Origin of the sequence: Rohdeia mirabilis, from assembly GCA_007750655.1 — a bacterium.
GTDB lineage: Bacteria > Planctomycetota > UBA1135 > UBA1135.
Window position 1 is genome coordinate 2,995,890 of the sequence record CP036290.1, and the last position, 12,636, is coordinate 3,008,525.

The window sequence follows — 12,636 nt, forward strand, 5'->3', positions numbered from 1 at the left end:
CTCAGCCCACCTCGAGCTGGGCCTGCTCCAGTCGTCGCAGCGTGTCGCGCAGCTTGGCCGCGTCCTCGAAACGCAGTTCGGCGGCCGCCTCGAGCATCTCGCCGCGCGTGCGTTCGACGTCCGCGCGCAGCTGCTTCGGATCGCGGTACTCGACCCCGCCCTCGGCGACCTTCGCGCCGACGTCGTCGGGCAGGTCGATCGAGACGCCGTCCATGTCGTAGAGCGACTCGATCGAATCGCGCACGGGCTTGATGATCGTCCGGGGTGTGATGCCGTGCTCGGCGTTGTAGGTGAGCTGCAGCGCGCGTCGGCGCTCCACCTCGTCGAGCGTCACCTGCATCGAGCGCGTGATGCGATCCGCGAACATGATCACGCGACCGTCGACGTTCCGCGCCGCGCGACCGCAGGTCTGGATCAAACTCGTGGCCGAGCGCAGGAACCCCTCCTTGTCGGCGTCGAGGATCGCGACCAGCGCCACCTCCGGCAGGTCGAGGCCTTCGCGCAACAGGTTGATGCCGATCAGGACGTCGAACTCGCCCAAACGCAGCTCGCGCAGGATCTGCATGCGTTCGATCGCGTCGATCTCCGAGTGCAGGTAGCGCACGCGCACGCCGAGTTCGGTCAGGTAGGTCGTGAGCTCCTCGGACGAGCGCTTCGTTAGCGTGGTCACGAGCGTGCGCCAGCCGGCCTTCGTCGTGGTCCGGATCTCGTGCAGCAGGTCGTCCACCTGGGTCTTCGCCGGCTTGATCTCGATCGCGGGGTCGATCAGACCCGTCGGGCGCACGATCTGTTCGGCCAGGCGGTCCTCGCTGTGCTTCAGCTCGTACGGCCCGGGCGTGGCCGAGACGTAGACCGCGCGCTTCACGAGCTTCTCCCACTCGTCGAACCGCAGCGGCCGGTTGTCGAGCGCACTCGGCAGGCGGAAGCCGTGCTCGACGAGCGTCTCCTTGCGCGAGCGGTCGCCCTTGTACATGGCGCCGATCTGCGGGACGGTGACGTGGCTCTCGTCGATGAAGACGGTCCAGTCCTCGGGGAAGTAGTTGAGCAGCGTGAACGGCGCCTGCCCCTCCTCGCGGCCGTCCATCCAGCGCGAGTAGTTCTCGATGCCCGGGCAGGTGCCGACCTCGCGCAGCATCTCGAGGTCGCGCCGGCAGCGCTGCTCGAGACGCTGGGCCTCGAGCAGGCGGTCCGACTTGCGCAGGACGCGCAGGCGTGCGTCGAGTTCCACCTCGATCCCCTCGGCCGCGACCAGCACGCGCTCCTTGGGCGTGACGTAGTGTCCGGACGGGTAGAGCGACACTTCCTTGCGCTCGGCCAGGATCTCGCCGCGCAGGGGATCGACGTCGAGGATCGCCTCGATCTCGTCGCCGAACAGTTCGATGCGGATGGTGCGGTCCTCCTCGTACGACGGGAAGACCTCGACCACGTCGCCGCGCGCCCGGAACGTGCCGCGCCGGAAATCGAGGTTGTTGCGGCTGTACTGCATCTGCGTCAGCCGCCGCAGGAGGTCGTCGCGCTCGATCGACTCCCCCACCTTCAGGCTGAGCGCCATGTCCGAGTAGTTGCTCGGACTGCCCAGGCCGTAGATGCACGAGACCGACGCCACGATCAGCACGTCCTGGCGATCGAGGAGCGAGCGCGTGGCGCTGTTGCGCAGGCGCTCGATGTTCTCGTTGATGCTCGAGTCCTTCTCGATGAAGGTGTCGCTCGCGACGACGTAGGCCTCGGGCTGGTAGTAGTCGTAGTAGCTGACGAAGTACTCGACGGCGTTCTCGGGGAAGAGCTCCTTGAACTCCGAGTACAGCTGCGCCGCCAGCGTCTTGTTCGGGCTGAGGACGAGCGCCGGCTTCCCGAGGCGTTCGATCGTGGCCGCCATCGTCAGCGTCTTGCCCGAGCCCGTGATGCCCAGGAGGGTCTGGTGGCGCTCGCCCTGCTCGAGACGCGACGTGATCGCTTCGACCGCCTGGGGTTGGTCGCCCGTCAGCTCGAACGGGAAGTGCAGCCTGAAGGGCGAGGACATGACGGACGGGGGCTGCGCGCGGAAGACGGGGCGCGGATGCGGCGGGCGGCGGGCGGCGGAGCTCGAGCGATGGACGTCGTGCGGGCGCCGCGGGCGCGAATCTCGGCGCGGCTTGCGCGCTCCGGCGCGGGCCCCGTATCTTGCCACGCGCGCTCGTGTCCCCGTCCGCTCCGGTCCGCCTCGTGGCGACCGCGTTCCGTCCCGCCCGATTCCGCCCATGCTCGTCCGACCCGGTACCTGCACCAAGTGCCACGCCACGTTCCAGTTGCCGTCCGAGTTCAGCGCGCCCTTCGTGCGCTGCCGGATCTGCAAGGGCGCCGTCCAGGTCGCGGAGCCGATCGAGGTCGAACCGCCGCCCGCCCCCGTGGCCACGGCGCCGGAAGCGGCCAGCGGGAGCGGCGAGACGGAGGCGCAGGAGAGCGAGGAGCACGGGCACGACGTGTCGGTCGAACAGGCGGTCTCGCGCACGCTCTACGAGGCCGCTGATCGGGCGCACGACGCGGCGGAAGCGCTCGAGGACGCGGGCGACGAGCTGGTCGACGCGGGCGCCCACGCCTCGCCCGAGGCCTTCGGGATGGACAGCGGTCACGACCACAGCGCGCTGGCGGCCCACGTGGCCGACGCCGAGCGCCACGTGGACGAACTCGAGGCCCGCATCCACGCGGACGACGTCGAGCTGGACGAGATGGAGCTCGAGCTGGAGGCGCTCGAACTCGACGACGACGATGCTGGTGACGACGATGCTGGTGACGACGACGCCGATGGCGAGGCGGCGACGACGGCCGCCGAGCAGGTGAGCACCGGCCACGATCGGCGCGACTCCAGCGCCGACGCCGCGTCCGAGGCCTTCGGGATGGACGGCGCGCACGACCACTCGCACGACGCGTTGGAACGCGACCTCGAGCAGGCCGAACACGACGTGGACGACCTCGACGAGCGCCTCCACGGGGACTCCGGCCCGTCCGGGACGAAGCCGAGCCCGATGCCCGCGCGCAGCGCCGCCGCCTGGTCGCCCGCCGCCATGGAGCGCGCGGACGACGCGACGTCCACCGCCGCCGAGCGCGAGACGAAGGCCGGAGGCACCCTGGCCCGACTGAAGGCCGAGCGCGCCGCAGCGGCTGCTGCCGCGTCCGCCGCTCCGAGCATGCTCGAGCAGCTCAAGGCGCGCCGCGCGGCCGAGGCCGCCGCGGCGAGCCCCGCGAACGAGAAGCCCATGAGCACGCTCGAACGCCTGAAGGCCGAGCGCGCGGCGGAAGCGGCCCGCACCCACCGCCCCGACTCGGTCGAGGCCAAGCCGGTCAGCACGCTCGAGCGGTTGAAGGCCGAGCGCGCGGCGGCTGCGACGGCTCCGGCTGCGGCGAGCAGCTCGGACGAAGCGAGTGCGCGCTCCGGCTCGCGGCGCTCGAAGGGCCGTGGCGCGAGCTCCCGACGCGGCACGCGCGGAGACCAAGAAGCCGAGCGCAGCGGTGCGCCGCGCCACTTCCGCAGCCGCGAGGAGCAGAAGAAGCGTCAGATGGTCATGGGCCTCTCGGGACTCGGCGCCCTGGTCGTCGGCGTCGCCGTGTCGGCCTACGGCCTGCAGGCCGGCTGGTTCGATGCGCCCGAGGCCGAGGCGACGCCGGAGGTCACCGAACAGGAAAGCGCCGGGGCGAACACGCGCGAGGTCGAGTTCATCGACATCTTCGCCGGAACCAACACGTCCGGAGCCGCCGCTGGAGCCGCAGCGGACGGGCTCGAGACGGAAGCGGCCGAAGGGGGTGCACCGGACACCGCGACGCCGGACGGCCCGCTCAGCGACATCGAGCAGGAGTCGGCCGACACCGGCAAGTCGCTCGAACAGATCCAGCGCGAGAAGCGCGAGCAGGAGTCCGGCGGCCAGTAGGTCGCGCGCGCACGATCGGCCGGCCCACGCGGGTCGATCCGTCGCGGCGCCGCTCCCTCGGGAACGCCGCGCTCGCAACTCGTCCGCGGCGTCGGTCCAGGACCGCTGGCTGAGCATGGGATGGTCGCTCGCTGGGGCGAGGACCGATCGCGCGCCGACCGTCCTTGGTTCGACGGCCGACGCTCGCCCCTCACGGCCGCGCCGGTCGGTGCAACAGCCCTTCGCCCGGCGCGCCGGCCGCCCCACCGCGACGCGCGTCGCTGAAGGCCTGCAGTTCGCCGTCGGGTCCGATAAGGATCCCCTGGACCGAGGACCAGCGTCCACTCTCCCGCTCGATCGCGTGCCCGCGGCGCACGAGGTCCTCCACCAGCTCCTCGGGGAAGTCCACCTCGACGAAGGTGCGCAGCGGCTTCCACTGCTGGTGCAGGCGCGGCGCACGGATCGCGTCCTCGAGGCGCTGACCGTGCACGAGCACGCGCGCGAGCACCTGGAAGACCGACGTGATGATGCGCGGGCCGCCGGGGCTGCCGATGACGAGCTCGACCGAACCGTCCGGCGCGCAGACCACCGTGGGCGTCATGGACGACAGGGGGCGCTTGCCGGGTTCGATGGCGTTGGCCGCGTTCCCCACCAGGCCGTAGGCGTTCGGAACGCCCGGACGGATGGCGAAGTCGTCCATCTCGTTGTTCAGGAGGAAGCCCGCGCCCTCGACCATGATGCCGCTGCCGAACGTCGTGTTCAGCGTCGTCGTCAGGCTGACCGCGTTGCCGTCCGCATCGAGCACGGACAGGTGCGTCGTCTCGCCGCCACCTTCGGGGACCGGCGGCACCCAGGGCAGGATGTCGGGCTGCGCGAACTCGCCGATGGCGTGCCGGCGCTGCGCGATCCAGGCTCGGTCGAGCAGCTGAGCGACGGGGACGTCGTAGTAGTCGGGGTCACCCAGGTGCTCGGCGCGATCGGCGAACCCCGCGCGCAGGGCTTCGATCCACCAGTGCAGTTCGCGCGCGTCGGGCTCGGCGTCGGCGTAGTCGAAGCCCTCGCCCTCGAGGATCTCGAACACCTGCAGGATCAGGATCCCGCCCGAGCTCGGCGGCGGCATCGTGACCAAGGTGCGCCGCCCGAAGGACGAGACCACCGGCGTGCGCCAGACGTGCTGGTACGCGGCGAGATCGACCGCGTCCATCTCGCCGCCATCGCTTCGCATCGTCGCCACGATCGCGTCGGCGACGGGACCGTCGTAGAAGCCCGCGGGACCGTGGGCGACGAGGTGTTCGAGCGTGCGCGCCAGGTCCGGCTGGACGAGGAGGTCGCCCTCGAGCAGCGGCTCGCCGTCGGGATAGAAGAGCGCCCGCGCGCCGGGCGACGCCTCGAGTCGCGCGCGCAGCGACGGGCTCGCCAGGTCGCTGGCCAGGTGCGGATCCACCTCGAACCCGTCGCGCGCCAGTTCGATCGCGGGGGCCGCGACCTCGGCGAAGCTCAGCCGTCCGAGCCGGCTCTGCAGCGCGATCAAACCGCGGGGCGAGCCTGGAACGCCCGCCGCCAGAACGCTGCCGATGGCCTTGCTCCGATCGACCTGACCGGCGGCGTCGGCACGGTCGAAGTCGGCGGCGTCCAGTTCGCGCGGAGCGGTCTCGCGGAAGTCGAGCGCCAGAGCGTCCGCGGGCGCCATGGACGGCACCCAGACGGCGAACCCGCCACCGCCCAGGTTGCCGGCCTGGGGGTAGACGACCGCCAGTGCGAGCGCGGTGGCGACCGCGGCGTCCGCAGCGTTGCCCCCTTCTTCGAGCACGCGCGTCCCGGCCAGGGTCGCGAGCGGATGGGCGCTGACGACCGCGGCCGGACCGTCGCCGCGCGGCTCGCCGACCACCGTCGGACCAGCGCAGGCTGCGAGGTGGACGGTCGCGAGCAGCAGCGCGACGACGCCGAACTGGCGCCAGCCGCAGCGGTCGCCGCTCGCCGTCCGACGTTCCACGTCCACCGACTTCGTCCTCGAAGCGCGCCGATTCACTTGGGTAGGTCCATGCGCGGCTTCTCGCCGTCACTCAACTCCTCGACCTTGACGCCGCGATCGCGCATGAACTGCACGGCGAGGTCGATGCGGTCGCCGTCGCCCTCGATGTCGATCGCGACGAGCGCGATGTGCTCGGTGATGCTCGCGGCGCGGATGTTCGGAACCACATCGAACTCGGCGTTGAGCGTGTGGCTGATGATGGGCTCGGTGATCAGCTCCTGCGGGAAGGTGCAGAAGAACTTGCGGACGGTCATCGTGCGTTCCTGGTCGTCGTTCGACGCCGTGCCGCGAACACGGCCAACAGGCCGGTCGCCAGCGCGGCGAGTCCCAGCGTGGGACCGAAGGGTCGGCGGACGTCGCTGAACCAGTCGGTGCCCGCAGGAGCGTACACGCTCGGGTGCCGCATCCAGTCGAGCCCCGCCGTCTCGCAGACCCACGTTGCCGGGGAGAGATCGAGGACGAACGCGCCCACCGCCGGATCCGTCCGCGCCCAGGCGGCCGAGCCGGACCCGAACAGGTCGGGGAGACCGCCGAGGAACAGGAGCAGCGCCGCCACGAGCGGCAGCGCGGCGCGAACGGTGCTGCGCCAGCGGGAGGCCGCGACGACGCCGAGTCCGAACAGACAGACGGCCGGTCCCGCGGCGGCGAGCGGACGCGGCGCTCCGGTCGCGACGGCGACACCGGCGGTCGCGGCGGCGAACGCCACCAGGCCCAGCGCGAGGAACAGCCGCTCGCGGGGCGCGGGTTCGGTGCTCGCCCCGAACGTGTGGAGCGCCGCGCCCAGGAGGGCCGCGCACAGGCTCCAGACCAGGGCGCCCTCGGGGCGCTCGGCGGCCAGTCCGGCGAGGACGAGGACACAGGGCGCGGCGGCGAGCGCGGCGCGGACCGCTGGCGTCACCGACCGTCCTCGTCGCTCGCGCCAGCGCCGCGCAGGGCATCCTCGTCGACGCTCAGGTAGCCGAGGGCCTCGAGTTCGCGCCGCATCTCGTCGGACATCTCGATCGCCGTCCCACTGCCGACCGAGGTGGACAGGACGTCCAACTGGGCCTGTTGACTGCGCAGCAGGCTCTCGAGTCGTTCGGTGACCACGGGCCGCTTCTGGGGCACGACCTCGCCCGGGTCCTGACGGCGGTCGTAGAGCGCGATCTCTCCGCGCTGGTCGTACAGCGTCAACGGACCTTCGCGCAGCGTGAAGATGTCGAGCGGGCGGTCGCGTCCCGAACGGTGCTCGCCGAGCACGGAGCGGATCTCGGTCTCGGTCGAGGCACCCGCTTCGATCCAGTCGACCCAACTGCGACCGAGGCGCAGCTCGCCGCTGTCCTCCACCGCGAGCAGTTCCAGCAGACTCGGCAGAAGATCGATGTGCCTGATCGGCGCCTCGATGCGCATCCCCGCGTGTGCGCGACCGGGGAACATCACCAGCATCGGCACGTGGGCCAACTCGACGTAGAGCTGGTCGTGCCGCACCTGACCGTGCTCGCCGAACTCCTCGCCGTGGTCGGAGGTGATGACGATGATCGTGTCGTCGGCGACGCCGGCAGCGATGAGGCGCTTGAGGAACGCGCCGAGCAGCGCGTCCATGTGCGCGACCCCCGCCGTGTACAGGTCGTGCAGGTGCGCCATGTCCTGCTCGCTGCTCTCGTCGACGCGGAACCAGTAGTTCCAGGTGATCTTCTCGTTGCCCTTCAGGTCGGGCGCGAGGTCGTCGCCACTGTCGATGGCCGAACGGATCGCCGCGCGCGAGGACAGGATCTTCCCGTCGTAGCCCGGCTTCACGAAGCGCTCGATGTAGTCGCCGGGCGGCAGGTAGGGATCGTGGACCTGGTAGGTGTGCAGGAAGCAGAACCAGGGCTGGCCGGAGGCCTCCGCCTGCTTCAGCCACGGTTCGACCTTGACCAACTTGTGGTCCAGGGACTCGCCCATGTCGTCGAAGGTCTGGAAGCCGCGGTCGAAGCCCAGGCTGCCCTTCGCGTTGCCACCTCCGGTGAAGCCGGCCGTCCGGAAGCCCGCGTCCTCGAGGATCTCCGGCAGCGTGTGGATCGACGCCGACAGGCGCTGGGCGCCGAGGGTGTTCAGGTTGCCCACGCCGTGCACGCGCGGCGGCAGCGACGTGAACATGCTCATGTGCGCCGGCGCGGTCTTCGGGGTGTGGGTCCAGGCACTCTCGAAGACGACCGCCTGGCCTGCGAACAGGTCGAGGTTCGGCGTCGCCTTGCGCGTGCCGCCGTAGGCGCCGAGCGCGTCGGTGCGCAGGGTGTCGATCGAGATCAACAGGAGGTTGCGCGCGACGGGCGCAGCGCCCACGCGCTCGTTCGCCTCCTTGCTCGCAGCACCGCCCGCGTCGACGGGCGCCACGCCGTCGGTCGTCGGCTCGCCGCCGCCGCAGCCGGCGAGCGCGAGGCCCACGGCGCAGGCGCACACCACGAGTCGGGGCAGGGCCGACGCGCGGGCGGCGCGGCGGACGCTGGACGGACGCCGCCGAGCGGCGGAGAGCGGCGTCGGGCGTGCAGGATCGAGCGCAGGGATCGCGGGGGCGTGCATCCCCCGATGGTAGCGCGCGCGCCGTCGGCACCGGCCGGGCGGGCGGGGTTGGACGCCGTGCCCGGTCCACTGAGCACGATCCGCTGAGCCCGGTCCGCTGAGCCGGGCCCTGGCGCGTGCACCGCACCGGGCGCGGCGCGTCGTGGGGCAAGGTCCGGTCGACGCGCCCGCGGCGCAGACCCGGACGAGCGAACGGGGCCACTCGAGCCCGCACCCGCCGCTTCGGCGCCGATCGCGCGTGTCCGCCCGTCGCAGGCGCCCGAGCGGTGCGGGAACGGCGTGCAAGAACGGTTCGCAAGAACAGCGGCACCGGCACCTCGCGCGCGCGGCCCCGGGGATCGTCCGCGATTCGTCCGCGACTCCTCCGCGGATCGCGCTGGTTCGACCGCGTCGGCGGTGGAGAGTTGGAGGCGGCACCCGGATTTGAACCGGGGAATAACGGATTTGCAATCCGTCGCCTTAGGCCACTTGGCTATGCCGCCTCTCGCTGCTGCCGCTCCGAGGGTCCTTCGCTCGCGCGCCGGGACCGCTCTTCGCCGCGGCGGGCCTAGGATAGCGGCTCGGATCGCGCCGGGGTAGTGGCGAAATCGGTAGACGCATCGGACTTAAAATCCGAAGCCCCTCGCGGGGCGTGCGGGTTCGAGACCCGCCTACCCCACCATCACGGGCCCACCATCACGGGCCCAACATCACCGGCCCACCATCACCGGCCCTCGGCGAAGGCCGGTGTCGCCGCCGCCGGTCAGCTCGAGACTGGGTTCGGCGTCACGCCCGACGTGCGATCGGCGCGGACCGCATCGGCCTCCGACTTGCCGCTGGCGCGCACGTAGAGGTCGTAGAGCTTCTGCTCGATCGGGAAGCGGTACTCACCGTGGGCGAGACGCCAGCCCGACATCCGTTGCATGGCGCGACGCACCCAGCTCGAGCCGTGCTTGGTCAGTCCGTCGTAGAAGGTCGCCGTGGAGCCGTAGCGGCGCCAACGCAGCTCGATCTCCTCCGGGATGGAGATGTCGTTGGTCTCGTACTTGTACTCGAGGCAACTCCCCCACTCCTCGAAGGTGCGCGGCGGCTGGTAGCCGAGCTTCACCGACTCGTCGAAGTCCTCGGTGCCGGGGATCGGTCGGAACGGGAAGATGTCCGAGGCGGAGCCCGGGAAGCGGTGCTTCATCTTCGCGGCCATGTCGATCGTGGCGACCATCGACGGCGCTTCCTCGCCCGGGTAGCCGATGATCCACGTGGTGCCGGTCTGGATGCCGCGCTCGTAGATGCGCCCAAGGGCGAGTTCGAGGTTCGTGTCGAGGTCGATCTTCTTCTTGATCCGTTCCTGCTGTTCCTTCGAACCCGCTTCGGCGCCGAGGATCACCAGGTGGCACTTCGCGTCGCGCAACAGGTCGCAGGACGCTTCCTTGTAGCGCGCGATCGTCTCGACCTCGTAGGTCGCGTTCCACCAGTACGGCGATCCGGCTTCGATCAACGCCTCGCAGAACTCGTTCGAACGCTTCTCCGCCACTCCGAAGTTGGCGTCCTGGAAACGCACGTGGTTGAACTTGAAGCGGTCCTGGAGCTCGAACAGATCCTCAGCGAGGTCCTTGCCCGTGAGCGCCTTCCAACGGCGACCGGTCACCCGCGGCGAACAGCAGAAGGTGCACGGTTCGGGGCAACCGAAGCTCGAGAAGTAGCTGAACGTCCGCAGCTTGGTGCCCGCGGGCAGACCGAGCGGATCGGGCAGCTTGTGCCGGATCTTCGCGCGTCCGGGGTTCTGCTGGAGATGGACGTACTTCTCGAAGTCGAGGAGGTCCCACGGCACCTTGGGGAACTTGTCGAAGCCCACGACGGGACGGTGGTCGGTGTAGCGCACCTGACCGTCCTCGAGCACGGCCAGTCCGGGGACGGAACCGAGCGGCTCGCCGGACTCGATCGCGCGCACGACGTCACCGAAGGTCAGCTCGCCCTGCCCGAGTCCCACGGCGTCGGCGATGCCTTCGCGCAGGTACAGCTCCGGCACGACGCTCGGGAACCAGCCGCCCCAGACCATCGGCAGGTCGGGGAAGCGCTCGCGCAGTCGGCGGGCCACCCGCGCGCCGTGCACGACCTGGAAGCCGAGGATGCACGAACCGGCGAAGAGCAGCGCACCGTCGCAGAGCTCCTCGAGCTTCGCCATGTAGTCGGGCTCGACCATGGCGTCGACGACGTGCACCTCGTACCCCTCCGAGTACGGAACGCTGGCGATCTGGAGCAGCTCGAGCGGCAGCAGATCCGCGGCGACACGGACGCCCTCGTCCGGATCGGCCCGGTGCGGGAGGAAGAGGACGATGCGCTTGCTGCGCGAAGACGCATGGATCATCGAGCGACGGGCGACGGACGAGTGGGCCGAAGGAGGGGGGCGGAGACCGTACTGGGCTGGTGAGGCACCAGGGCCGACGCCCAAGACTATCCCGTCCCGCCCCACTTCGTGTGGCCCCCCGTCGGGTCGCGCGTCGCCCGTGCTCCGTCGGGGGCACCCCCGTCCTGTCGGAGAGCCCCGGGGCACCCCGAGTCGAAGCGCTCCGCGAACGTCGACCGCCCCGCCGACCACGGGGTCGGCGGGGCGGTCGAGTCGCGTCGAAGTGGCGGTCCCTTCCGGCCCCCGTCGCCGCCGTGCGGCTGGAGGCCCGAGCGCTCCGCCCTGATCAGACGCGGTTGTCGATCGGGACGTAGTCGCGCGACGCCTCGCCTACGTAGATCTGGCCGGGGCGGAAGAGCTTGTTGTCCTGCATCTGCTCGTGCAGGTGCGCCAGCCAGCCCGCCGCGCGTGCGATGGCGAAGATGGGCGTGAACTGGTCCGTGGGCAGACCGAGCTTCTGGTAGATGATGCCGCTGAAGAAGTCGACGTTCGGGTGGATGCCCTTGTCGCCGAGGCGCTCGACGACGACCTTCTCGAGTTCCAGTGCGACGTCGTAGATCGGCGTGTGGCCGAGCTTCGCGAACATCTTGTCGCCGAGGCTCTGCAGGGCGAACGAGCGCGGGTCCTTCACTTTGTAGACCCGGTGGCCGAAGCCCATGATCTTGCCCTTGCTCGAGAACTGCTGGTCGGCCCAGGCGCGCACGTTCTCGACCGATCCGATCGTCTCGAGCGAACGCAGCACACGCTCGTTGGCACCGCCGTGCAGCGGACCGTGCAGGGCGCCGACGGCCGCGCTGACCGAGTCGTAGGGGCCGGCGTTCGTGCCGTAGACCACGCGCGCGGCGAAGGTCGACGCGTTCATCGTGTGGTCGGCGTGCAGCACGAGCGCCACGTCGAGCACGCGAGCCGCGATCTCGTCCGGCTCCTCGCCGTTCAGCATGTACAGGAAATTCGCGGCGTGCGAGAGATCGACGCGCGGGGCGACCGGCTGTTCGCCGCGGCGCAGACGCTCGAAGGCGGCGACGATCGTCGGCGTGGCGGCGAGGATGCGCAGCCAGGCGCGGCGGAAGTCCTCTTCGTCACCGAACCGCACCTCGCGCTCGAAGGCGCCCAGGGCCGCGATGGCGGACTGGAGCACGAGCATCGGGTGCGCGGTCTTCGGGAAGGCGCCCAGGAGCGCGAGCATCCCATCGGGCAGTTCGCGCACCGCGGACAGGTCGCGACCGAAGGCGTCGAGCTGGCTCTTGGTCGGCAGTTGGCCGTGCATGAGCAGCCAAGCCGTCTCCTCGAACGTGCTGCGCTCGGCGAGCTGCTCGATCGGGTAGCCGCGGTACTCGAGCACACCGGCGTTGCCGTCGATGTAGCTGATGGCGGACTCGGCGGCGGGGACGCCTGCGAGGCCCGGGACGAGTTGCTTGGCTTCGGCGGTCACGATGGATCGTTGGTTCGGTTGACGAGGGCGGTCGGAATCGCGCTCCGAAGCGGAGCGCCGATCGTCGAGGGAGGGTCAGCGGAGCGCTGATCGTCGAGGGAGGGTCAGCGGAGCGCTGATCGTCGAGGGAAGGTCATCGGTCCGGGGCGACGCGGCACCGAAGGCTCGGTGAAGGGCGCGCCCTCTCGAGCGCCAGGGGCGGGACGCACGACGGACGTTGGAGGCTCGCTCCGCCGCTCGCCGAGGGACCCGCGAAGGGGCTCGGGCGGCGCGCGGAAGGGTCCGCTCGAGCCCTTCCACGGGTCTCGGGCGGCTGCGAGGCGAACCAATGTAGGGCCCGGTCCCCGGCGAACCAAGGGGCATCGGC

The 12,636-nt window shown here is 70.8% G+C and carries 8 protein-coding genes and 2 tRNA genes; 2 read left to right on the top strand and 8 right to left on the bottom strand.

The window, feature by feature from the left end; genetic code table 11:
• Position 1 precedes the first annotated feature (1 nt).
• Entirely contained in the window at positions 2–2,020 is a 2,019-nt protein-coding gene (gene uvrB, locus Pla163_RS11155) for an excinuclease ABC subunit UvrB (protein WP_145188013.1), read from the bottom strand.
• A gap of 217 nt (positions 2,021–2,237) precedes the next feature.
• On the opposite strand from uvrB, the gene Pla163_RS11160 reads away from it, so the two are divergent.
• Positions 2,238–3,902, top strand: coding sequence for a hypothetical protein (locus Pla163_RS11160; RefSeq protein WP_145188016.1), 1,665 nt, complete (start codon positions 2,238–2,240; stop codon positions 3,900–3,902).
• A gap of 190 nt (positions 3,903–4,092) precedes the next feature.
• On the opposite strand, the gene ggt is transcribed toward Pla163_RS11160, so the two are convergent.
• The 5 genes from ggt to Pla163_RS11180 all read right to left on the bottom strand — a co-directional run bounded on the left by ggt (position 4,093) and on the right by Pla163_RS11180 (position 8,936).
• Positions 4,093–5,874 carry a gamma-glutamyltransferase gene (gene ggt / locus Pla163_RS11165; protein ID WP_419185824.1) on the bottom strand — a complete coding sequence of 594 codons (1,782 nt, stop codon included), beginning with the start codon at positions 5,872–5,874 and terminating at the stop codon, positions 4,093–4,095.
• Between the two features lie 32 nt (positions 5,875–5,906).
• Positions 5,907–6,167: an NIL domain-containing protein gene (locus Pla163_RS19015; protein WP_419185825.1), complete on the bottom strand. Its 261-nt coding sequence runs from the start codon at positions 6,165–6,167 to the stop codon at positions 5,907–5,909.
• A complete protein-coding gene (locus tag Pla163_RS11170; protein ID WP_419185826.1) occupies positions 6,164–6,811 on the bottom strand; it encodes a hypothetical protein in 648 nt (215 codons plus the stop codon). The genes Pla163_RS19015 and Pla163_RS11170 overlap by 4 nt, the downstream gene beginning before the upstream one ends.
• Positions 6,808–8,454 (bottom strand): sulfatase, encoded by a 1,647-nt coding sequence (locus tag Pla163_RS11175; RefSeq protein ID WP_145188025.1) that lies wholly within the window; start codon positions 8,452–8,454, stop codon positions 6,808–6,810. The genes Pla163_RS11170 and Pla163_RS11175 overlap by 4 nt, the downstream gene beginning before the upstream one ends.
• A gap of 405 nt (positions 8,455–8,859) precedes the next feature.
• Positions 8,860–8,936: transfer RNA gene (locus tag Pla163_RS11180), tRNA-Cys, on the bottom strand.
• Between the two features lie 90 nt (positions 8,937–9,026).
• Between Pla163_RS11180 and Pla163_RS11185 the strand changes: the two genes are divergently transcribed.
• A tRNA-Leu gene (locus tag Pla163_RS11185) sits at positions 9,027–9,115 on the top strand.
• Between the two features lie 81 nt (positions 9,116–9,196).
• Here the strand turns inward: Pla163_RS11185 and Pla163_RS11190 are convergent.
• Positions 9,197–10,798: a B12-binding domain-containing radical SAM protein gene (locus tag Pla163_RS11190; protein ID WP_145188028.1), complete on the bottom strand. Its 1,602-nt coding sequence runs from the start codon at positions 10,796–10,798 to the stop codon at positions 9,197–9,199.
• A 325-nt stretch (positions 10,799–11,123) separates the two neighbouring features.
• The gene (locus tag Pla163_RS11195) at positions 11,124–12,269 is read right to left on the bottom strand and encodes a citrate synthase (protein ID WP_145188030.1); all 1,146 of its coding nucleotides are present in this window, start codon (positions 12,267–12,269) and stop codon (positions 11,124–11,126) included.
• Positions 12,270–12,636 lie beyond the last annotated feature (367 nt).

Bases quoted from the DNA above. Each gene is read 5' to 3' on its own strand.
- Pla163_RS11160 (WP_145188016.1), top strand. From the start codon at position 2,238: ATGCTCGTCCGACCCGGTACCTGCACCAAGTGCCACGCCACGTTCCAG.
- uvrB (WP_145188013.1), bottom strand. From the start codon at position 2,020: ATGTCCTCGCCCTTCAGGCTGCACTTCCCGTTCGAGCTGACGGGCGAC.
- Pla163_RS11175 (WP_145188025.1), bottom strand. From the start codon at position 8,454: ATGCACGCCCCCGCGATCCCTGCGCTCGATCCTGCACGCCCGACGCCG.
- Pla163_RS11190 (WP_145188028.1), bottom strand. From the start codon at position 10,798: ATGATCCATGCGTCTTCGCGCAGCAAGCGCATCGTCCTCTTCCTCCCG.
- Pla163_RS19015 (WP_419185825.1), bottom strand. From the start codon at position 6,167: ATGACCGTCCGCAAGTTCTTCTGCACCTTCCCGCAGGAGCTGATCACC.